The sequence below is a fragment of the Pseudomonas taeanensis MS-3 genome, assembly GCF_000498575.2.
GTDB classification, from domain to species: domain Bacteria; phylum Pseudomonadota; class Gammaproteobacteria; order Pseudomonadales; family Pseudomonadaceae; genus Aquipseudomonas; species Aquipseudomonas taeanensis.
This window is the reverse complement of the sequence record NZ_AWSQ01000001.1, coordinates 920,423-942,364: the sequence shown is the minus strand read 5'-3', so window position 1 is coordinate 942,364 and position 21,942 is coordinate 920,423. Positions and strand designations below refer to the sequence as shown.

Here is a 21,942-nt window from a genome sequence, read left to right as displayed (position 1 = left end):
GCTTTATTACAAGGATTTCGCCATGCAGCGGCTGCTCACTGCCCTTATCGCGCTCGTCGCGGTCTCCGCCTTGCTCACCGGTTGCGGCCAGAAGGGTCCGCTGTTCCTGCCGGACGAGACGCCCGCTTCCAGCCAAACCGAATAAGGACGGGTTATGAACGCCTTCAACTACCGCGACGGCGAGCTGTTCGCGGAAGGCGTGGCCTTGTCCGCCATCGCCCAACGCTTCGGCACGCCGACCTACGTCTACTCGCGCGCGCACATCGAAGCGCAGTACCACGCCTACGCCGATGCCCTGCAAGGCATGCCGCACCTGGTCTGTTTTGCCGTCAAAGCCAACTCCAATCTGGGCGTGCTGAACGCTCTGGCGCGCCTCGGCGCCGGCTTCGACATCGTCTCGCGCGGCGAACTGGAGCGTGTCCTGGCCGCTGGTGGCGAGCCCGACAAGATCGTCTTTTCCGGTGTCGGCAAGAGCCGCGACGACATGCGCCGTGCCTTGGAAATCGGTGTGCACTGCTTCAACGTCGAGTCCACCGATGAGCTCGAGCGCCTGCAAGTGGTGGCCGCCGAGCTGGGCGTGCGCGCACCGATCTCGCTGCGGGTCAACCCGGACGTCGATGCCGGCACCCATCCGTACATCTCCACCGGCCTGAAAGAAAACAAGTTCGGCATCGCCATCAGCGATGCCGAGGACGTGTACATCCGCGCCGCGCAGCTGCCGAACCTGGAAGTGGTCGGTGTCGACTGCCATATCGGCTCGCAACTGACCAGCCTGCCGCCCTTCCTCGATGCCCTGGAGCGCTTGCTGGCCCTGATCGACCGCCTCGGCGACTGCGGCATCTACCTGCGCCACATCGACCTCGGTGGCGGCCTCGGCGTGCAATACCGCGACGAGCAACCGCCGTTGGCTGGTGACTACATCAAGGCCGTGCGCGAACGCCTCGACGGCCGTGACCTGGCCCTGGTGTTCGAGCCGGGCCGCTCGATCGTCGCCAACGCCGGCGTGCTGCTGACCCAGGTCGAATATCTCAAGCACACCGAGCACAAAGATTTCGCCATCGTCGATGCGGCGATGAACGACCTGATCCGCCCAGCGCTGTATCAGGCCTGGATGGACGTGGTGCCGGTGCGCCCACGCGAAGGCGTCACCCGCGAGTACGACATCGTCGGGCCGATCTGCGAGACCGGCGACTTCCTGGCCAAGGAGCGTCAACTGGCCCTGGAAGAAGGCGACCTGCTGGCCGTGTGCTCGGCCGGTGCCTACGGTTTCGTCATGAGCTCCAACTACAACACCCGCGGCCGCGCCGCCGAGGTGATGGTGGACGGCGAACAGGCGCTGGAAGTCCGCCGCCGCGAAACCCTCGACGAACTCTTCGCGGGCGAAAGCCGCCTGCCGGAGTGACCGGGATGTTATTGCGCTTTACCAAGATGCACGGTCTCGGCAATGACTTCATGGTCCTCGACCTGGTCAGCCAGCACGCGCACATCCAGCCGAAGAATGCCAAGCAGTGGGGCGATCGCCACACCGGTGTCGGCTTCGACCAACTGCTGCTGGTCGAGCCGCCGAGCAACCCGGACGTTGACTTCCGTTACCGCATCTTCAACGCCGACGGCTCGGAAGTGGAGCAATGCGGCAACGGCGCGCGCTGCTTCGCCCGCTTCGTGCTGGACAAGCGCCTGACGGTTAAGAAGCAGATTCGCGTCGAAACCAAGGGCGGCATCATCGAGCTGAACGTGCGCGCCGACGGCCAGATCAGCGTGGACATGGGCCCGCCGCGCCTGGAGCCTGCGCAGATCCCCTTCCAGGCCGATCAGCAAGCATTGAGTTATTGCGTCGAGGTCGAGGGCCAGGCGGTCGAGCTGGCCGCCGTCTCCATGGGCAACCCGCATGCGGTGCTGCGCGTCGACAGCGTCGACGATGCGCCGGTGCATAGCCTGGGCGCCAAGCTGGAACACCACCCGCGCTTTCCGCAACGGGTCAATGTCGGCTTCCTCCAGGTGATCGATCGCCAGCGCGCCCGGCTGCGCGTCTGGGAGCGCGGTGCCGGCGAAACCCAGGCCTGTGGCACCGGAGCCTGCGCGGCAGCCGTGGCGGCGATACGCCAGGGCTGGATGGATTCGCCAGTGCAGCTCGAGCTGCCCGGCGGCAAGCTGAGCATCGAGTGGGCAGGTCCCGGTCAGCCCGTTATGATGACCGGGCCCGCGATGCGCGTATACGAAGGACAGGTTCGCTTATGACCGACCAGCAGGATTCGCCCAAGCCCCTCGACTCGGAGACGGTCGCCGCTTATCTGCGCCTGCACCCGGAGTTCTTCATCGACCACGACGAGCTCATCCCCGAGCTGCGCATCCCACACCAGCGCGGCGACACCGTGTCGCTGGTCGAACGTCAGGTGAAGCTGCTGCGTGAACGCAATATCGAAATGCGCCACCGCCTGTCGCAACTGATGGACGTGGCGCGCGACAACGACCGGTTGTTCGACAAGACTCGTCGCCTGATCCTCGACCTGCTCGATGCCGCCAGCCTGGAGGAAGTGGTCAGTGCCGTGGAAGACAGCCTGCGCCGCGAATTCCAGGTGCCCTTCGTCAGCCTGATTCTGTTCAGCGAGGCGCAGCTGCCGGTCGGGCGCTCGGTCAGCGGTGCCGAAGCGCATCAGGCCATCGGCGGCCTGCTGGTCGGCGGCAAGACCATTTGCGGAGTGCTGCGCAAGCATGAGCTGGTGTTCCTGTTCGGCGACAGCGCGGCCGAGCAGATTGGCTCGGCCGCCGTGGTGGCCCTGTCGCACCAGGGCTTGCACGGTGTACTGGCGATCGGCAGTGCCGATCCGCAACACTACAAAAGCTCCCTCGGCACCCTGTTCCTCGGCTATATCGCCGAAGTCCTGGCCCGCGTGCTACCGGGCTTTTCTCCGCCATTGCGCTCGGTGCGTTAAACACCCGCGCTAGAAGCCGGTAGGCTGGGTAGAGCGCAGCGAAACCCGGCGATACGCGCACCCAGCTGGGTTTCGGCAAACACCGCCTCTACCCAGCCTACGGTGGAGACAGAGGGCGCTTCATGCAGACCGATTTAGATGCCTACCTCGAACACCTGCGCAGCGAGCGCCAAGTCTCCCGGCATACCCTGGACGGCTACCGCCGCGATCTCGGCAAGGTTCTGACGTTCTGCGAGGCTGAGCAGCTGTCCGCCTGGGCCGACCTGGACGCTCGCAGGCTGCGCCGTCTGCTGGCCACGCTGCACCAGCAGGGCCAGTCCAGTCGTAGCCTGGCCCGCTTGCTCTCGGCGATACGCGGTCTGTACCGCTACCTGCTCCGTGAAGGTCATAGCCAGCATGATCCAGCCAGCGGCCTGACTCCGCCGAAAGGCGAGCGCCGGCTGCCGAAAACCCTGGATGCCGACCGCACTGCCCAGCTGCTCGATGGTGCGGTGGAAGACGACTTCATCGCCCTCCGCGACCAGGCCATACTCGAACTGTTCTACTCCTCGGGCCTGCGCCTGTCCGAGCTGGTCGAGCTAAATCTCGACGGCCTCGACCTGCCCGCGGGCCTGGTGCGGGTGCGCGGCAAGGGCAACAAGAGTCGTGAGCTGCCGGTCGGGCGCATGGCCCGCCAGGCACTGGAAAGCTGGTTGCCGCTACGCGCCCTAGCCAACCCCGCCGATGATGCGGTATTCATCAGCCAGAAGGGCCGCCGCCTGGGGCCACGCGCGGTGCAATTGCGCGTGCGTCAGGCCGGCGTGCGCGAGCTCGGCCAACACCTGCACCCGCATATGCTGCGGCATTCGTTCGCCAGCCATATGCTGGAGTCCTCGCAGGACCTGCGCGCGGTGCAAGAGCTGCTCGGCCATGCCGACATCGCCACCACGCAGATTTATACCCACCTGGATTTCCAGCACCTGGCCACGGTATATGATCGTGCCCACCCACGGGCCAAACGTAAGGGCAGTACAGAATGACCGTTCAGTTGATCACCTTCGACCTCGACGACACCCTGTGGGATGTCTCGCCGGTCATGCAGGACGCCGAAGCGGCGCTGCGCAATTGGTTGACCATGCACGCCCCGCGCCTGGGCGCCGTACCGGTTGAACATTTGTGGTCGATTCGCGCCAACCTGTTGCACGCCGAGCCGATGCTCAAGCATCGCTTGAGCGAGTTGCGCCGGCGCATTCTCCTGCATGCCCTGAGTGATGCCGGTTATCCGCAGGATGAGGCCGCTCTCCTGGCCGAGGGCGGTTTCCAGGTGTTTCTCGCCGCACGCCATCAGGTCGAACTGTTCGCCGAGGTCCATCCGACCCTGGAGACCTTGGCCAACCGCTATCAGCTCGGGGTCATCACCAACGGTAATGCCGACGTGCGCCGCCTGGGCCTGGCCGATTACTTCCAGTTCGCCCTCTGCGCGGAGGAACTGGGGATCGGCAAGCCGGACCCGAAACCCTTCCTCGAAGCCCTCAAGCGCGCCGGCATCGCGGCCGAGCACGCCGTACACATCGGCGATCATCCTAGCGACGACATAGCCGGTGCGCAGGCCGCCGGCCTGCGGGCGATCTGGTTCAACCCGCTGGGCAAAATCTGGGAAGGTGAAGGCAAGGCGGACGCCGAGATCGGCAACCTGGGCGAATTGCCAGAGCTGCTGCTGCACTGGACCTGAATCAACGCCTCACCCTGCAGCGATTACCACCCACAAAAAAGCCCGTCGATTGACGGGCTTTTTTGTGGGCATTCATCCCTCAGATAGGGCGGCTGCCGTATTTGCTGTCCGGCTTCTTAGGTGGGTCGGAGACCACATTGGGCTCAACCTCCTGCACCTTGCCGCCGCGCGCGAGAAACTCTTCCATGGCACTGGCCAGCGCATCGCGCTCTTTCTGTTTGGCTTCGATGCTCGGCAACTCTTCGGGCGTCACCGCCTTGGCTTTGCCTTTGCCTTTGCTCTTGGCGCCGGCAACGACGTCGCCATCATCTTCATCGTCGCTGTCGCCATCACCGCTATCGGCTGCCGCCAGCTCCTCGCCGTCGTCCTCGTCAGCCCCTTCCAACTCGTCGTGTTCCAGTTCGTCGTCGCTCATGTTCAACCTCATGACTTGCGAAAAGCAGATTAGTTATAGCCCAGCTGTGCGGTGCTTAGCACCCCACCGTAAAAAAATTCAATGGCTTTGCCTGGCAAAGTCGCCAGCCGCGCCGCGCGCAGGCTCGAACGAACACCCTTCGTCGAGCGAACTGTGTCCATCGTCGGGCATTCTAGCGCGCCGCCAGAAAAAACAAAGGGCGCCCTTAGGCGCCCCAGGTTAAAACTGCAATGGATCAGGATTTGGTGAACTCTGGATAGGCTTCCATTCCACACTCGGCGAGGTCCACGCCCTCGTACTCTTCTTCCTCGCTGACCCGCAGACCGATCACCGCCTTGAGGATCGACCAGACGATCAGGCTGGCGACGAACACCCAGGCGAAGATGCAACCAATACCCAGCAGTTGCGCGCCCAGGCTGGCGTCGCCGTTAGTCAGGCAGACCGCCAGCAGACCCCAGATGCCGACCACACCGTGCACCGATATGGCACCGACTGGATCATCGAGCTTGAGTTTGTCCAGGCCGAGGATGGAGAACACCACCAGCACGCCGCCGACACCACCAATCAGGGTGGCCTGCAGGGCGCTCGGTGTCAGCGGTTCGGCGGTGATCGCCACCAGACCGGCCAAGGCACCGTTGAGCGCCATGGTCAGGTCGCTTTTTCCAAACAGAATGCGCGCGACGATCATTGCCGCGATCAGGCCGCCGGCGGCGGCCATGTTGGTGTTGACGAACACCTGGGCCACTGCGTTGGCATCCTCAATGGTGCTCATTTTCAGCTGCGAGCCGCCGTTGAAGCCGAACCAGCCCATCCACAGGATAAAGGCACCGAGGGTCGCCATCGGCATGTTGCAGCCAGGAATGGCATTGACCTGACCGTTCGCACCGTACTTGCCTTTACGCGCGCCCAACAGCAGGACGCCCGCCAGCGCGGCCGTTGCCCCGGCCATGTGCACCACACCGGAACCGGCGAAATCGAGGAAGCCGGCTTCGTTAAGAAAGCCCGAGCCCCACTTCCAGAAACCCTGCACCGGGTAGATGAAACCGGTCATGACCACGGCGAAGGCGAGGAAGGCCCACAGCTTCATGCGCTCGGCCACCGCACCGGAGACGATCGACATACAGGTCGCGGCGAACACCACCTGGAAGAAGAAATCGGAACGTGCCGAGTAGTAAGGCGCGTCATCGCCACCGGCAAGGACGGAGTCGACGCTGTTCTCGGCGCCAAGCAGAAAGCCCAGACTCGGCAGGATGCCACCTTCGGGACTGGAGTACATGATGTGATAGCCGATCACCAGGTACATCACGCTGGCCACTGCGTACAGGGCGATGTTCTTGGTGAGGATTTCGGTAGTGTTCTTAGCCCGTACCAAGCCCGCTTCGAGCATGGCGAAACCGGCCGCCATCCACATCACCAGGGCGCCGCAGACCAGAAAGTAGAAAGTATCAAAACCGTACTGCAGTGCAGTCAATGCTGTGTTGTCCATGGTTCACCTCTTGCCGTCGCGCTTTTATAGCGCTGTTCGGTTAAGACGCCCGGGTTGGCTCCGGGCGCGCTCCGTGTGCTTACAAGTTGTAGCCGCGCTCGTTGTGCAGGGCGAGGTCGAGACCGACTGTCTCTTCCTCTTCGCTGACCCGTAGGCCCATCACTAGGTCGATCACCTTGAGAATCACGAAAGTCACGATAGCTGTGTAGGCCACCGTAAAGACCACACCTTCGATCTGTATCCACAACTGCGCGGGAATATCCTCGACTGTGCCGAAACCACCCAGACTCGGTGCGGCGAAGGCACCTGTGAGGATGGCGCCGACGATGCCACCCATGGCATGTACGCCGAACACGTCCAGCGAGTCGTCATAACCCAGTTTGCGTTTCAGGCTGGTGGCGCAGAAGAAGCAGATCACCCCTGCCGCCAGACCAATCGCCAAGGCCCCCATCGGGCCTGCCGTACCCGAGGCCGGGGTGATCGCCACCAAGCCCGCTACGGCGCCGGAGGCGATGCCCAGCACGCTTGGTTTGCGGTGGGTGATCCACTCGGCGAACATCCAGCCCAGCGCGGCGGTGGCCGTGGCTATCTGGGTGACCAGCATGGCCATGCCCGCGGTACCGTTGGCAGCCACGGCGGAGCCGGCGTTGAAGCCGAACCAGCCAACCCAGAGCATGCTCGCGCCAATCAGGGTGTAACCCAGGTTGTGCGGCGGCATGGCGGTAGTCGGGAAACCCTTTCGCTTGCCCAGTACCAGGCAGGCCACCAGACCGGCGATACCAGCGTTGATGTGCACCACAGTGCCGCCGGCGAAATCGAGCACCCCCCAATCCCACAGCAGCGCGCCGTCACCGCTCCAGACCATGTGCGCGATCGGCGCATAGACCAGGGTGAACCACACTGCCATGAAGATCAGCATGGCCGAGAACTTCATGCGCTCGGCGAAGGCGCCGACGATCAAGGCAGGGGTGATGATAGCGAAGGTCATCTGGAAGGTGATGAACACACTCTCCGGAATCGCCGCGACCAGGCTGTCGGTGGTCAAGCCACTGAGGAAGGCCTTCGACAGGCCGCCGACCAAGGAGTTGAAGTTCAGCACTCCCTGCTCCATGCCGGTGGTGTCAAACGCCAGGCTGTAGCCGTAGACAACCCACAGAATGCTGACCAGACCGGTCACGGCAAAACACTGCATCAGCACCGAGAGGACGTTCTTCGAACGCACCATACCGGCGTAGAACAAGGCCAGGCCTGGAATCGTCATGAATAGCACAAGCACGGTCGCAACCAGCATCCAGGCTGTGTCGCCACCGTTGAGGCTCGCATCCTCGGCCATGGCCAGGCCAGGAACGAGAGACAATAGGGCGCCTAGCCCTGCGATTTTTCGCAGAGTCATGGTTTAACTCCTGGGGCGTGGGGGTTCGTTCGGAGGTTTAGATCGCGTCGGTATCGGTTTCGCCGGTACGGATGCGGATCGCCTGCTCCAGATTGACGACGAAGATTTTGCCGTCACCGATCTTGCCGGTGTTGGCCGCCTTGGTGATGGCCTCGATCACTCGATCCAGTTGATCATCGGCGATGGCGACGTCGATCTTCACCTTCGGCAAGAAATCGACTACATACTCGGCACCGCGGTACAACTCGGTGTGACCCTTTTGCCGACCGAAGCCTTTGACCTCGGTGACGGTAATGCCCTGCACGCCGATCTCCGACAGTGACTCACGGACGTCGTCCAGCTTGAACGGCTTGATGATGGCAGTGACTAGCTTCATGTAACTTTCTCCCGTGTAAGGTGGACTTGCCCCAGGAATTACGAACCCGGCTCAAGTCTAAGCGCAGTGTCTGGCTTTTGTAATGCATCGGCTGCCCGAGCGTGGGCGATCCCTATCCACCAACCGTTCCCGGCGAAGCACTTCTGCGATTCGCCTCATGCACCGGAACTGCATCGGTGCGTGCTTCATGGACGATTAAGCAGAAAGCTTGCCAGTTACACAAAAAACACATTTTTTCAGATAGTTACTGCCTAAACACGGCGCTAGTCTCGAATTTACCGGGTGATCAATGCACGACAATAGTGCGACCGCCCCACACTGGGTGCGCGATAATTGTGCAGCGCTGGGCGTCCCCGCCCAAGCTTGGACCGCGTGCTACACTGCCGTCCGTCTGCCTCTGGAACCCTGCCATGTTGCCGCCCAAAGCCCTGCTCGATGCCCTCAGCGCCCACGCCTCACGCCTGTTCGACGGCAGTACGCCGCTGCCCCGCAGCGAGTTCGAAGCCCAGTTCAAAGCCTTGTTGCAGAGCGGCTTCAGTAAACTCGACCTGGTCAGCCGGGAAGAATTCGACAGCCAGATGATCGTGCTGGCCCGCACCCGTGCGCGCCTGGAGGCACTGGAAGCCAAGGTCAGCGAACTGGAAGCCCGCGTCGTAACCGAGCCCGCGCCGCCCACCGAGTAATCTACTCGGCCGGCAGACGATCAAGGAGTGATCGATGTCCCTGGCCATAGTCCACAGCCGCGCCCAAGTCGGCGTCGAAGCGCCCGCCGTCACCGTCGAGGCGCACCTGGCCAACGGCCTGCCGTCACTGGCCCTGGTCGGCCTTCCAGAAACGGCGGTCAAGGAAAGCAAGGACCGGGTGCGCAGCGCCATCCTCAATTGCGCCTTCGACTTCCCCCCGCGACGCATCACCCTGAACCTGGCACCGGCCGACTTGCCGAAAGATGGCGGGCGCTTCGACCTGGCCATCGCCCTGGGCATCCTCGCCGCCAGTGGCCAGATACCGGCCACCGCCCTGGAACAGGTCGAGTGCCTCGGTGAGCTGGCCCTGTCCGGCGCCGTACGCCCGGTGCAGGGCGTGTTGCCCGCGGCCCTGGCGGCGCGCGCCGCCGGACGCAGCCTGGTGGTACCGAAAGCCAACGCCGAGGAGGCCAGCCTGGCCTCCGGACTGTGCGTGATCGCCGTGGAGCATTTGCTGGAGTTGGCCGCGCACTTCACCGGTCAGACGCCCATCGCGCCTTACCAGGCCCAGGGACTGCTGCGCCAAAGCCTGCCCTACCCGGACCTCGCCGAAGTACAGGGGCAAACCGCCGCCAAACGCGCCCTGCTGGTCGCGGCGGCAGGCTCGCACAACCTGTTGTTTACCGGCCCCCCAGGCACCGGCAAGACCCTGCTGGCCAGCCGCCTGCCCGGCTTGCTGCCACCGCTGGACGAGCAGGAAGCCCTGCAGGTCGCCGCCATTCAGTCGGTCGTCAGCCATGCACCGCTGGAAGCCTGGCCGCAGCGCCCGTTCAGGAATCCGCATCACAGTGCCTCCGCTCCGGCACTGGTCGGCGGCGGCAGTCGGCCCCAGCCCGGCGAGATTACCCTGGCCCACCAGGGCGTCTTGTTCCTCGATGAGCTTCCCGAGTTCGACCGCAAGGTACTGGAGGTGCTGCGCGAGCCGCTGGAGAGCGGACAGATTGTCATCGCCCGGGCCCGCGACAAGGTGCGTTTCCCCGCGCGCTTTCAGCTGGTCGCGGCAATGAATCCCTGTCCCTGTGGTTTTCTCGGCGACCCCAGCGGTCGTTGCCGCTGCAGCCCGGAACAGATCGCGCGTTACCGCGGCAAGCTCTCTGGGCCGCTGCTCGACCGTATCGATCTGCACATCAGCGTGGCGCGCGAAACCACCGCCCTGCATGTGTCCCCCGAGCATGGCGCCGACACGGCAAGCAGCGCTGCCCTGGTCGCCCGTGCCCGACAGCGGCAACTGCAGCGCCAAGGCGTGGCCAATGCCTTCCTCGACCTGCCCGGCCTGCGCCAACATTGCGCCTTGATCAGCGTCGATCAAAGCTGGCTGGAGAGCGCCTGCGAACGCCTCGGCCTGTCCCTGCGCGCGGCGCACCGAGTGCTCAAGGTGGCGCGCACCCTGGCCGACCTGGAGCAGGTCGAAATGATCGCGCGCCACCACCTGGCCGAGGCCCTGCAATATCGCGGCAGCCCGCACGGCTGAGACATCCCGTTCAAGCGATGCGCGCGACGTGCGGCAAGCGCATCGCCGCCACTTCCGCCAACAGGAAATCGCGCAACCGCCGAAAGCGCTCCTGACCACGCCGCGCCTTGGGCCAGACCAGATAATAGCTGCTGCCGCTGGGCACGGCCGTGGGCCAGGGCAGACCAAGGCGACCCTGCTCGACATCCTCGGCGACCATCACCAGATCGCCGATCGACACGCCGTAACCGCGCGCGGCGGCGATCATGCCCAACTCCAGGGTGTCGAACACCTGACCGCCCTTGAGCGGCACCTGCTCAAGCAGATCCATGGCCTGCAGCCACTGCCGCCAATCGCGCCGATCCGGGGTCGGATGCAGCAATTCTGCGCCCTGCAGCCGCGGCACATCCCACGGCCCAGCGTCGACCGCCTCGGGCGCGCAGACCGGAATCAGCCATTCGCCAAACAGTTCGACACTCTCCCAGTCTTCGGGGAAATCGCCGCTGCCGAGCAACACCGCACAATCGAATGGCTCATGCAGAAAGTCCACCTTGTCCACGTCCATCCAGGCACTGGTCAGTTGCACTTCGATGTCGCTGTATTGCAGGCGAAAGCGCGACAGCCGCGCCAATAGCCAACGCATGGTCAGGGTCGAAGGCGCCTTCAGCCGTAGCGTCGCATCCTCGGCCTGCAAGCTGCCGCAGGCGCGCGCCAAGGCATCGAAGCCATCGCGCAAGCCGGGCAGCAGCATGCGCGCGGACTCGGTCAGCTGCAGGGTACGCCCGCGCCGCTCGAACAGGCGACAGGCGAAGTGCTCCTCCAGAGTACGCACATGCCGGCTTACAGCGCTCTGGGTGATCGACAACTCGTCTGCCGCGCGGGTGAACGAACAATGCCGCGCGGCGGCTTCGAAGGCGCGCAGGGCATAGAGCGGTGGCAACTGGCGGTTCATTGAGCTTTATCCATGAGTATTAATCACGCTTGGCATCGTTTTTTTCCCTTTGTGCGGAGCCCACGAACTCCGAACAATAGCGCTACTTCCATGCCATGAAAAACATCAGGCATGCCGCATAACTGAGTCAGACTCATCATGAACGCTACCCTTCGCGACGAATTCAACGCCATCCTGCGTCTGGCCGGCCCGCTGATCGCCGCTCAACTGGCGCACGTGCTCATGGTCTTCACCGACACCGTGATGATGGGCCTGCTCGGCCCCGAGGAACTGGCCGGCGGCGGACTGGGCGCGGCGAGCTACTCCTTCGTCTCGATCTTCTGCGTCGGGGTCATCGCCGCGGTCGGCAATCTGGTGGCGATTCGGCACGGCGCTGGCGATAGCGCCGGGGTTACCCGCCTGACCCAGAACGGCCTCTGGCTGGGCTGGGGCCTGGCCCTGAGCGCCGGCCTGATCCTGTGGAACCTGGAGCCGGCATTGAAGCAGCTTGGCCAGAGCCCGGCGAACGTCGAACGCGCCATGCCATTTCTCTCCACCCTGCTGTTTGCCCTGCCCGGCTACATGAGTTTCATGGCATTGCGCGGTTTCACCAGTGCGATCGGCCGGCCCGGCCCGGTGATGGCCATCAGCATCGGCGGGGCGCTGGCCAATTTCGTTCTCAACTATGCGCTGATCAAAGGCTGGTTCGGCCTGCCGGCGCTAGGTCTGGCCGGGATCGGTCTGGTCACCGCCCTGGTGATGAACGCGATGGCCCTGCTGCTGGCCTGGCATGTCATGCGCCACCCCAGTTACGCCGCCTACCCGTTGCAACGCGGCCTGCTGCGCCCGGCCTGGGCCGAGCTGAACGAGTTGCTGCGCCTGGGCCTCCCGATTGGCGGCACCTATGCGGTGGAATCCGGCCTGTTCGCCTTCGCCGCCCTGAGCATGGGAGCGCTCGGCAGCACCCAGCTGGCGGCGCATCAGATCGCCATCCAGTCGGTATACGTGGCCTTTATGGTGCCGGTGGGCATGTCCTACGCGGTGACCTTTCGCATCGGTCAGCACTTCGGCGCCGGACGCCTGCTCGAAGCGCGCCGCGCCGGGCGCCTGGGCATCGGCATGGGCGCCGCCTGCATGCTCGGCTTCGCCACGCTGTTCTGGCTACTGCCAGAGTGGGTGGTCGGGCTGTTTCTCGACCGTTTCGACCCGGCTTATCGCGAGGTCGTCGCCCTGGCCGTCAGCCTGTTGGCGATTGCCGCCTGGTTCGAACTCTTCGACGGCATCCAGACCATCGCCATGGGCGCGATTCGTGGCCTGAAGGACGCCAAGACCACCTTCTACGTCGGCCTCGGCTGCTACTGGACGATCGGTGCGCCGCTGGCCTGGGTGCTGGCCTTCCCGCTGGGCTGGGGAGCCACAGGCGTGTGGTGGGGCCTGGCTGGCGGCCTGGCCTGCGCGGCCATCGGCCTAACCCTGTGCTTCGAATGGAAGAGCGCACGCCTGCTACACACGCCGCAGCCGCAGGAGCAGGCCTGCCTGACGTAGCCTGGGTTAGCGGCCCATTCCCTGAAGCGTGGACCAGAGGCATTGCGAATGCCGCGTAACCCAGCACAGCGCCAGCGCCGTCTGACGCGAATACTGGTTACGGTGTTTCAGGCCTATTGTTTGCTCGGGTCAAGCGTAGGCGCCTAGCCCAGCGGGCTGGGCAGGCCGAGCGATGACTGCGCCATGCCCACGTGCAAAAACGCCGCTAACTCATCGCGCGGCAACGCCTTGCTGATCAGGAAACCTTGCACCTGATCGCAGCCGAACTGACGTAACAAGGCCAACTGCTCGGCGCTTTCCACGCCCTCGGCGACCACCTGCAGATCGAGGTTGTGTGCCAGGTTGATCATCGCTCGGACCAGCTGACAGTCCTCCGGGTGCTCACCCATACCGCCGACGAAGCTCTTGTCGATCTTCAGCAGGGCGATCGGCAGATTGTTCAGGTGCACGAAGGAAGAAAACCCGGTACCGAAGTCGTCCAGGGAGAAACGCACCCCGAGGCGACCGAGCGCCAGCATGGTCTGGCGTACCTGATCGCTGCGACGCATCACCGCCGTTTCGGTCAACTCGAACTCCAACCACCGGGCATCGACTCCGCGTTCTTCGATCAGGCGGCTGAGCGTCGGCAACAACTGGCTGTCCTGAAACTGGCGGAATGACAAATTGACCGCCATATGCAACGCCGGCAGACCGCGTCCCCGCAACCACTGCATATCGCGCAGGGCACGGGACATGACCCAGTAGCCGAGCGGCACAATCAGCCCGCTCTCTTCGGCCAGAGGCACGAACGCGCTCGGCGCCAACAACCCACGCTCGCCATGACGCCAACGCACCAGGGCTTCCAGGCCAACGATGCGGCCACTTTGCAGGCACAGCCTGGGCTGATAGTGCAATTCCAGCTCATCGCGGCGCAGTGCCCGACGCAATTCGCCCTGCAACTCGGCCTGGCTGCGTTCGCTGCGACTGAGCCGCTCGTCGTAGACATGGAAGCTGCAGCCCTGCTGACTCTTGGCCTGCAGCATGGCGGTATGCGCGTGCCACATCAGCGGATCGGCGCCAACATCCTCGCACGCATGGGCCAGGCCCAGGCTGCAGCCGAGCAGCAGGCTCTCGCCATCGACCCAATAGGGTTCGCCGAGTACTTCGCCGATACGCTCGGCCAGTTGCTCGGCGCGCCGTGGTACCTGACGGGTGTCCAGCAGCAGGGCGAACTCGTCACTGCCCAGGCGAGCGAGCAGGTCGCCGTCCTGCAACAGCGCCTTGAGTCTCGCCACCACCTGCAGAATCAGGCGGTCGCCGGCCTGGTAGCCGAGGGCATCGTTGGCATGCCGGAAATTGTCCAGATCAAGGTGGCCAAGAGTCAGGCCCGCCCCCCCGCACTCGGCCAGGCGCGCAGCCAGCAGGGTCTGGAAGCCCTGACGGTTGGCGATACCGGTTAGCACGTCCTGCTCCGCCAGACAGCGCAGGGTCTCTTTCAGCCGGCCCTGCTCGCGCACATAGCGCAGGCAACGCCGCAGTACATCCACGGACAACTGATCGCGCACCAGCCAATCGCTGACCCCGAGCGGCGGCTCGCTGGGCTCCTGCTCCAGCAGCAGTACGGTCGGCAAGACGCAACTGCCGGGCGCCGGCAGGCGTTCCGGGGTGCTCAGCAACAGCACCGCGTGGGAATCATCGTACAGGCTGCTGGCGGCTGCCCAGGAAGGTGCGCTGATCAGCGACAAGGCACCTCCCAGAATCGCCAAATACTGTCGCAACAGCTCCAGCCAAGCCGGATCGTCGGCCAGCAGCAACAGGCGCAAAGGTTTTAGCGGCGCTGGCAAGCGACCTCCCGTGGTCATGGTGAATATTCGCCAGCTCCTTGATTGCAGCACAGGGCGAGCCCCTGGGGACGCTTTGCGTCTACCCGCGCAGGCCCGCGCGGGTTCTCTGGCTAACGACTGCACGCGTCATTCGCGACACATCGCGACCTGAGCCCACAGCGTCGCCCAATTAAGCAAGTGCAGAGCCTGCTGGCCAGCGCGTTCGGCGCATCCTGTGAGCGACGTCATACGGGGGAAGAGATTTCGTTGGGAGGACGCGCAAAAGTACGCCTGTTAATGCCGGTTTAGAGCTAGCTCAACGCCGCGACCTGAGCGCTGGAGTGGTTCCGCCGCTGGAGTAAAAACCGCTCCAGCTCATCCAGCGGTAATGCCTTGCTGAGCAAATAGCCCTGCACCTGATCGCAGCCGTACTGCTCGAGCAGATCCAACTCTGCCTGTGATTCCACGCCCTCTGCCACCACTTCCAGGCCCAGGTTGCGCGCCAGGTTGATCATGGCGTTGACCAAGCGACACTGCTCCGGTCGCCCATGCATACCGGAGACGAAGCTTTTGTCCAGTTTGAGCAAGGCGATCGGTAGGCTGGCGATATGCACGAAGGAGGAGAAGCCGGTGCCAAAGTCATCCAGGGAGAAACGCACACCTAGATCGCCCAGTACCTGCATGGTGTCCAGCACATAATCGCTGCGCTGCATCACTGCGGTTTCGGTGAGTTCGAACTCCAACCAGCGGGCGTCGACTCCGGAGCCGGCAATCAATCGCTGCACCGTGGGCAGCAACTGGCTGTCCTGAAACTGACTGAACGACAGATTGATCGCCATATGCAGGGTCAAGCAGCGCTCGCTCAGCCAGCGCGAGTCCTCCAGGGCGCGGGCGATGACCCAGTAACCGAGAGGCACGATCAGCCCGCACTGCTCGGCCAGGGGGATGAAGTCCAGGGGGTAGAGCAGGCCCCGATCCGGATGACGCCAGCGCACCAGCCCTTCGAGGCCAACGATCTCGCCACTGGCCAGATCCAGGCGCGGCTGGTAATGCAGCTCCAGCTCGTCACGGCGCAAGGCTCGGCGCAACTCGCCTTCCAGATCGACCAAACTGCGCACCTCGCTGGAGGTGCGCTGATCGTAGAGGTGATAGGTGCAGCCTTTGCGGCTCTTGGCCTGCTGCATGGCGACGTGTGCGTGCCACAACAGTGCATCGGCGTCCTCTCCGGCGCGACTGTAGGCCAGGCCCAGGCTGCAGCCCAGCGTCAGGCTCTCGCCCTGAATCCAGTACGGCTCGGCCAGCGAGTCCAGCAGCGCCTGTTGCAGGACCTCGATCCGCGTCGGCGCAGCACTGGCATCCAGCAGCAGGGCAAATTCATCGCTGCCAATGCGGCCCAGCAAATCCTGCGGTTCGAGCACGGACTTCAGCCGGTCGACCACGTGCTGAATCAGTTCATCGCCGGCCCGATGACCGAGGCTGTCATTGGCATGCTTGAAGTTATCCAGGTCCAGATAGCCCAACAGCAGACCGCGGCCGCGATTCACTTGCAGGCGTTGTTGCAACTGCGCCTGGAAACCCTGGCGATTGACGATGCCGGTGAGCGAATCCTGGGTCGCCAGGTGCTGCTGAGTCGACAGTTGCTGCCGGTAATGCAGACAACGCTGCAGCACCTCGGCGCTCAGACTGTCACGCGCCAACCAGTCGTCGATGTTGGCCGGTAACTGGCTCGGCGCAGTATCGAGCAGCAGGATCGGTGACAACGGGCATTGCCCGGCCTCGGGCAGGCACTCGGGGGTGGCAAACAACAGATCGGGCAACTCCTCGCGAAACTGGCGCGGGGCATCATCCCAGCTGCTGGCGACACATAACCAAACCGGCTCCAGCTGCTCAGCCAGCAGCTTATCCAGCACTCTCACCCAGTCTGGATCGGTTGCCAGAATAAGCAATCGCGAGAAATCGGTTTGGCGGAACACACGACCTCCACAGCTCGTCTTCTAATAAATCACTTTAAGTTATAGACGCACTTATCTAATACATGACGAGAATTTTTTTGTATAGCGCCGTTTACCTGCCGATCATCGCAGGCTCGTCCTGTTCCTGGGCGCAACCCTGATAGAATCTCCGGCCTTTTTCCCCAGTTGATTTCAGCATGTCCCGACTCAATCCCCGGCAGCAGGAAGCCGTGAACTACGTCGGCGGCCCTCTTTTGGTGCTCGCCGGCGCAGGCTCCGGCAAGACCAGCGTGATCACGCGCAAGATCGCCCATCTGGTGCAGAACTGTGGCATCCAGGCCCGCCACATCGTTGCCATGACCTTCACCAACAAGGCCGCGCGCGAGATGAAGGAGCGCGTCGGCAGCCTGCTCAAAGGTCCCGAGGCGCGCGGCCTGACGGTGTCCACCTTCCACAACCTGGGCATGAACATCATCCGCAAGGAATACGCGGCGCTGGGCTACAAGCCAGGCTTCTCGATCTTCGACGAGGGCGATATCAAGGCACTGCTCAGCGACATCATGCAGAAGGAGTACGCAGGCGACGACGGCATCGATGAAGTGAAGAACTACATCGGCAGCTGGAAGAACGACCTGATCCTGCCCGACCAGGCCCTGAGTGAGTCGCGCAACCCCAAGGAACAGACCGCGGCCATCGTCTACCTGCACTACCAGCGCACGCTGAAGGCCTACAACGCAGTGGACTTCGACGACCTGATCCTGATGCCGGTGAAGCTGTTCCAGGAGCACCCCGAGATACTGGAAAAGTGGCAGAACCGCATCCGCTACCTGCTGGTCGACGAATACCAGGACACCAACGCCAGCCAGTACCTGCTGGTGAAACTGCTGGTCGGCATGCGCAACCAGTTCACCGTGGTCGGCGACGACGATCAGTCGATCTACGCCTGGCGCGGTGCGCGTCCGGAAAACCTGATGCTGCTGAAAGAGGACTACCCCTCGCTGAAGGTGGTGATGCTCGAGCAGAACTATCGCTCCACCAGCCGCATCTTGAAGTGCGCCAACATCCTCATCGCCAACAATCCCCACGCCTTCGAGAAGCAGCTGTGGAGCGAGATGGGCATGGGCGACGAAATCCGCGTGATTCGCTGCCGCAACGAGGACGCCGAATGCGAACGGGTGGCCCTGGAGATCCTCACCGAGCACCTGCGCACCCAACGGCCTTACAGCGACTACGCGATCCTCTATCGCGGTAACTACCAGGCCAAGCTGATGGAGCTGAAGCTGCAGCACCACCAGATTCCTTATCGCCTGAGTGGCGGCACCAGTTTCTTCGCCCGTCAGGAAGTGAAGGACCTGATGAGTTACTTCCGCCTGCTGGTCAACCCGGACGACGACAACGCCTTCCTGCGGGTGATCAACGTACCGCGCCGCGAGATTGGCTCCACCACCCTGGAAAAGCTCGGCAACTACGCCACCGAACGCAAGATCAGCATGTATGCCGCCGCCGGCGAACTGGGCCTGGGCGAGACCCTGGATGCACGCTTCACCGAACGCCTGCAACGCTTCAAGCGCTGGATGGACCGGGTGCGCCAGGAATGCGCACAGAACGACCCGATCGCCGCCCTGCGCAGCATGGTGATGGACATCGACTACGAGAGCTGGCTGCGGCAGAACGCCTCCAGCGACAAGGTCGCCGACGCGCGCATGGGCAACGTCTGGTTCCTCGTCGAGGCCCTGAAGAACACCCTGGAACGCGACGAAGACGGCGACATGACCATCGAGGACGCCATCGGCAAGCTGGTATTGCGCGACATGCTCGAGCGCCAGCAAGAAGAAGAGGACGGCGCCGAAGGCGTGCAGATGATGACCCTGCACGCCTCCAAGGGCCTGGAATATCCCTCGGTGTACATCCTTGGCGTGGAGGAGGAAATCCTCCCGCACCGTTCCAGCATCGAGGCCGACACGGTCGAGGAAGAACGCCGCCTGGCCTACGTCGGCATCACCCGAGCCAAGCGTAACCTGACCATGACCTTCGCCGCCAAGCGCAAGCAATACGGTGAAATCATCGAGTGCTCGCCGAGCCGCTTCCTAGACGAATTGCCACCCGAAGACCTGGTCTGGGAAGGCCAGGACGACGCGCCCCCAGAGGTAAAGGCCGCCACCGGCAACTCGGCGCTGGCCAACATGCGCGCCATGCTGAAAAAATGATTGGGAATCATTTTTAACAACGCGCAGCGTTGGCCCGAAGGGTGGTCGCCAGGGACGGCAGACCATAAAAAATAGCCTGGAGCTATTTTTAACATCGCGCAGCGACGGCCCGTCAGGGTGGCAGCCAAGGATGGCAGGCCATAACAAATAGACTGATTTCGTAGCCCGGATGCAATCCGGGGAACTCGACCCCGGATTGCATCCGGGCTACGCGAAACCACAGAGAAGGAAGGTGACTGCATGCAAGCGCTAAAACAGAAGATCCAGGCAGAAGGCATCGTACTGTCCGAACAGGTGCTCAAGGTCGACGCCTTCCTCAACCACCAGATCGATCCCGTGCTGATGCAGCAGATCGGCCACGAGTTCGCTCAGCGCTTCGCCGGCCAAGGCATCAGCAAGATCGTTACCATCGAGGCCTCGGGCATCGCCCCGGCGGTGATGGCCGGCCTGGAACTGGGTGTGCCGGTGATCTTCGCCCGCAAGTATCAGTCGCTGACGCTCAAGGACGATCTGCTGACCTCCAAGGTGTTCTCCTTCACCAAGCAGACAGAAAGCACCATCGCCATCTCGGCCAAGCACCTGACCGCCGCCGATCACGTGCTGGTGATCGACGACTTCCTGGCCAACGGGCACGCAGCCAACGCATTGATCGAAGTGATTCAGCAGGCGGGCGCGAGCATCGCCGGCATTGGCGTGGTGATCGAGAAATCCTTCCAGAGCGGCCGTGCCCAGCTCGACGCGCAGGGTTTCCGGGTCGAGTCCCTGGCGCGCATCAGTTCGCTGGCCGATGGTCAGGTCAGCTTTCTGGAATAGTCGCATGCAGGCCCGCCAACAGCAGGCGCTGATACAACTCTTCGCGCCAACCGTCCGGCTGCGCCAGGCCCATACGCTCCAAGTGCCGGGCGAAATCGTCCGCCGGCGGCGCGTCCAGAGCAGCCTTGCCCAGCTCGAGCGCTTCGCTGAGCTTGAACTTGCCTTTCAGCCAGTTCAGCGCGCGTAACAGGTCGCGTTCCTCGCGACTGAAGTCGCTGCCCAGTGGATACTCGATGAACAGGTCGGGATGCCCCGCCTGCACGGCCTGCAAGCGCTCCGGACGATTGTCGGCGAAGCGCGGATCGAGGCGAAAGTCCTTGGCCAGCTTGCCCGCCTGCTGCGCCTGCTCGATCAACTCGGGCTGGAAGCGTGAATCGCTGATCGCCAGCAGCGCCTCGATCACCTGGGCATCGGTCTTGCCACGCAGGTCGGCGATGCCGTATTCGCTCACCACGATGTCGCGTAGATGTCGAGGAATGGTGACATGGCCATAGCTCCAGACGATATTCGAACTGAGGTGACCGGCCGACTCGCGCCAACTGCGCAGTAACAGGATCGAGCGCGCGCCCTCCAGTGCATGGGCCTGGGCGACGAAATCGTATTGCCCGCCGACCCCACTGAGCACCCGCCCATCCTCCAACTGGTCGGACACCGCAGCGCCGAGCAGGGTCATGTTGAATGCCGTATTGATGAAGCGCGCGTCGCGGCGCTGCAGGCGCTTGAGTGGCTCATCGCCATACAACTGGTTGACGAAGCAAATGCCGGTCATGGCGAAGCGCCCGAGCCGCTCCCGGTTCATCTCGCGCAGCCGCTGGTAGAAGTCCGCCGGACCGAGGAAGAAGCCGCCATGCAGGATCACGCCGCCGCGCACCGGGCCCAAGTACTCCTGCAGAGCGGTCTGGGACTGCGGATCCGTCAGGTCGACAGACAGCTGACGGCCGTCGGGCAACTGCAGTTGGTCGCCGCACAGCTGCAGCGACGCGTCCAGCAGACCGCTACCCTGCATCCAGGCCAGGGCTGCGGCGTCCACGCGGGCCGGCAGGCCGGCGTCGAGCAACGCCTGCACGCTATGCGGCCGCCCCTGGGCGTCCAACGCGTCGGCGACGGCCAGCTGCTGCACGCGGAGGTCAGGGTACACCTGGCGCCGCACTACCCCGGCCTCGGCCAGCGCCAACAAACCGTTGACGAACATTTCGCTGCAGCCGTACAGGCCCTTGGCGAAGGGTTCCAGACCGCCCAGTTTGGCGATTGGCACGGCCCAGGTTTCGCCCTGCAGGTCCGCCAGGCCGGCTCGGTAAGTGGCATTGTCGTCGTGCCGGGCCAGCAGCGCCGCACTCAGCGCATCGCCCATCGCGCCAATGCCAATCTGCAGGGTGCCGCCGTCGCGCACCAGGCTACTGGCGTGCAGGCCAATGCAGTGGTCCTGCAGCGCGACCGGCATGTTCGGCGTGGAAAACAGCGTGCTGCGCTCCACGTCCCGCACCTGCACATCGAAGCGCTCGCGCGCGACTTCCGCCGCGCCAGCCATGTAGGGCAGCGCCTCGTGCACCTGCGCCAGGCAGACAATGCGCTCGCCCGCCGCGCGGCGTTTCGCCAGCAGCGGCAGCAGATCGAGGGTGATGTCCGGGTTGCAGCTCAGGCTGAAATGCTGCGGGCGCTGCGGATCGCACGCCACCAGCTGGGCCAGTAAGTTCAGACCTTTGTCGTTGAGGTCGCGGGCGACATGGCTGTAATTACTGCTGATGTAATCCTGCTGGGCCGAGGGGCTGTCCAGCAGGCTGCCCGGCTGGAAGAAGAACTGCTCGACCCGCACGTTCGCCGGCAGGCTGTCGTGATGCAGGTCGGCGAGGAAATCCAGTTCGAGATAATCGCCGTAGACGCGCTCGACGAACGGGTCGAGAAAGCGTCGCTGCAAGTCCTGGGAGGCGCGCGGGCGCCCCAGGCACAAGGCCGTGTAGATGGTCAGCTGCCGCTGCGGCAGCTGCTTGAGCCGCGCATACAGGGCGTTGACCCAGCGGTTCGGCTTGCCCAGGCCCAATGGCAGGCCCAGATGGATCGGCCCCTCGATCTCGTCGAGCACACAGTCGATGGCTTGCTCGATGGAACATAACTGTGGCATCTGGCTACTCCTGACGACATCCCTGGCGATGTCAGGTTGGACTGCGCTGCACGCGGTTTTGCTGCA

At 63.7% G+C, this 21,942-nt stretch carries 19 protein-coding genes; 11 read left to right on the top strand and 8 right to left on the bottom strand.

Annotation, left to right across the window (positions count from 1 at the left end; genetic code table 11):
• Positions 1-22: 22 nt before the first annotated feature.
• The 6 genes from lptM to TMS3_RS04030 all read left to right on the top strand — a co-directional run bounded on the left by lptM (position 23) and on the right by TMS3_RS04030 (position 4,644).
• Positions 23-145, top strand: coding sequence for an LPS translocon maturation chaperone LptM (gene lptM / locus TMS3_RS24485; protein WP_083491696.1), 123 nt, complete (start codon positions 23-25; stop codon positions 143-145).
• A 9-nt stretch (positions 146-154) separates the two neighbouring features.
• On the top strand, positions 155-1,402 hold the full coding sequence (gene lysA, locus TMS3_RS04050; RefSeq protein ID WP_025163970.1) for a diaminopimelate decarboxylase: 1,248 nt from the start codon (positions 155-157) through the stop codon (positions 1,400-1,402).
• Between the two features lie 5 nt (positions 1,403-1,407).
• Positions 1,408-2,238 carry a diaminopimelate epimerase gene (gene dapF, locus TMS3_RS04045; protein WP_025163969.1) on the top strand — a complete coding sequence of 277 codons (831 nt, stop codon included), beginning with the start codon at positions 1,408-1,410 and terminating at the stop codon, positions 2,236-2,238.
• Positions 2,235-2,933 (top strand): DUF484 family protein, encoded by a 699-nt coding sequence (locus tag TMS3_RS04040; RefSeq protein ID WP_025163968.1) that lies wholly within the window; start codon positions 2,235-2,237, stop codon positions 2,931-2,933. The genes dapF and TMS3_RS04040 overlap by 4 nt, the downstream gene beginning before the upstream one ends.
• A gap of 122 nt (positions 2,934-3,055) precedes the next feature.
• Entirely contained in the window at positions 3,056-3,952 is an 897-nt protein-coding gene (xerC, locus tag TMS3_RS04035) for a tyrosine recombinase XerC (protein WP_025163967.1), read from the top strand.
• Positions 3,949-4,644, top strand: a complete 696-nt coding sequence (locus TMS3_RS04030) for an HAD family hydrolase (RefSeq protein WP_025163966.1) — start codon at positions 3,949-3,951, stop codon at positions 4,642-4,644. Before xerC ends, TMS3_RS04030 begins: the two co-directional genes overlap by 4 nt.
• Positions 4,645-4,723: 79 nt before the next feature.
• Here TMS3_RS04030 and sutA read toward each other — a convergent pair whose 3' ends face one another.
• The 4 genes from sutA to glnK all read right to left on the bottom strand — a co-directional run bounded on the left by sutA (position 4,724) and on the right by glnK (position 8,314).
• Positions 4,724-5,059, bottom strand: a complete 336-nt coding sequence (sutA, locus tag TMS3_RS04025) for a transcriptional regulator SutA (RefSeq protein ID WP_025163965.1) — start codon at positions 5,057-5,059, stop codon at positions 4,724-4,726.
• Positions 5,060-5,294: 235 nt separating this feature from the next.
• Positions 5,295-6,545, bottom strand: coding sequence for an ammonium transporter (locus TMS3_RS04020; RefSeq protein ID WP_025163964.1), 1,251 nt, complete (start codon positions 6,543-6,545; stop codon positions 5,295-5,297).
• Positions 6,546-6,624: 79 nt separating this feature from the next.
• The gene (locus tag TMS3_RS04015; RefSeq protein WP_025163963.1) at positions 6,625-7,938 is read right to left on the bottom strand and encodes an ammonium transporter; all 1,314 of its coding nucleotides are present in this window, start codon (positions 7,936-7,938) and stop codon (positions 6,625-6,627) included.
• Between the two features lie 37 nt (positions 7,939-7,975).
• Entirely contained in the window at positions 7,976-8,314 is a 339-nt protein-coding gene (gene glnK, locus TMS3_RS04010) for a P-II family nitrogen regulator (RefSeq protein ID WP_003096476.1), read from the bottom strand.
• Positions 8,315-8,724: 410 nt separating this feature from the next.
• Here glnK and TMS3_RS04005 point away from each other — a divergent pair, with 410 nt between their 5' ends.
• Both TMS3_RS04005 and TMS3_RS04000 read left to right on the top strand, forming a co-directional pair.
• Entirely contained in the window at positions 8,725-8,997 is a 273-nt protein-coding gene (locus TMS3_RS04005; protein WP_025163962.1) for an accessory factor UbiK family protein, read from the top strand.
• A 34-nt stretch (positions 8,998-9,031) separates the two neighbouring features.
• The gene (locus TMS3_RS04000; protein ID WP_025163961.1) at positions 9,032-10,528 is read left to right on the top strand and encodes a YifB family Mg chelatase-like AAA ATPase; all 1,497 of its coding nucleotides are present in this window, start codon (positions 9,032-9,034) and stop codon (positions 10,526-10,528) included.
• Between the two features lie 10 nt (positions 10,529-10,538).
• Here the strand turns inward: TMS3_RS04000 and TMS3_RS03995 are convergent, their stop codons facing one another.
• The gene (locus TMS3_RS03995) at positions 10,539-11,459 is read right to left on the bottom strand and encodes a LysR substrate-binding domain-containing protein (protein WP_025163960.1); all 921 of its coding nucleotides are present in this window, start codon (positions 11,457-11,459) and stop codon (positions 10,539-10,541) included.
• A 138-nt stretch (positions 11,460-11,597) separates the two neighbouring features.
• Between TMS3_RS03995 and TMS3_RS03990 the strand changes: the two genes are divergently transcribed.
• Positions 11,598-12,983: a NorM family multidrug efflux MATE transporter gene (locus TMS3_RS03990; protein ID WP_025163959.1), complete on the top strand. Its 1,386-nt coding sequence runs from the start codon at positions 11,598-11,600 to the stop codon at positions 12,981-12,983.
• A 143-nt stretch (positions 12,984-13,126) separates the two neighbouring features.
• On the opposite strand, the gene TMS3_RS03985 is transcribed toward TMS3_RS03990, so the two are convergent.
• Together TMS3_RS03985 and TMS3_RS03980 are read right to left on the bottom strand one after the other, a co-directional pair.
• Complete coding sequence (locus TMS3_RS03985; protein ID WP_025163958.1) at positions 13,127-14,806, bottom strand: putative bifunctional diguanylate cyclase/phosphodiesterase; 1,680 nt, start codon at positions 14,804-14,806, stop codon at positions 13,127-13,129.
• A 290-nt stretch (positions 14,807-15,096) separates the two neighbouring features.
• Entirely contained in the window at positions 15,097-16,758 is a 1,662-nt protein-coding gene (locus TMS3_RS03980) for a putative bifunctional diguanylate cyclase/phosphodiesterase (protein WP_025163957.1), read from the bottom strand.
• Between the two features lie 176 nt (positions 16,759-16,934).
• On the opposite strand from TMS3_RS03980, the gene rep reads away from it, so the two are divergent.
• Positions 16,935-18,944, top strand: coding sequence for a DNA helicase Rep (gene rep, locus TMS3_RS03975; protein WP_025163956.1), 2,010 nt, complete (start codon positions 16,935-16,937; stop codon positions 18,942-18,944).
• Positions 18,945-19,184: 240 nt separating this feature from the next.
• Complete coding sequence (locus TMS3_RS03970; RefSeq protein WP_025163955.1) at positions 19,185-19,757, top strand: xanthine phosphoribosyltransferase; 573 nt, start codon at positions 19,185-19,187, stop codon at positions 19,755-19,757.
• Here the strand turns inward: TMS3_RS03970 and TMS3_RS03965 are convergent.
• Complete coding sequence (locus tag TMS3_RS03965; RefSeq protein ID WP_025163954.1) at positions 19,741-21,876, bottom strand: acetyl-CoA hydrolase/transferase C-terminal domain-containing protein; 2,136 nt, start codon at positions 21,874-21,876, stop codon at positions 19,741-19,743. The two genes, TMS3_RS03970 and TMS3_RS03965, sit on opposite strands and share 17 nt — an antisense overlap.
• Positions 21,877-21,942 lie beyond the last annotated feature (66 nt).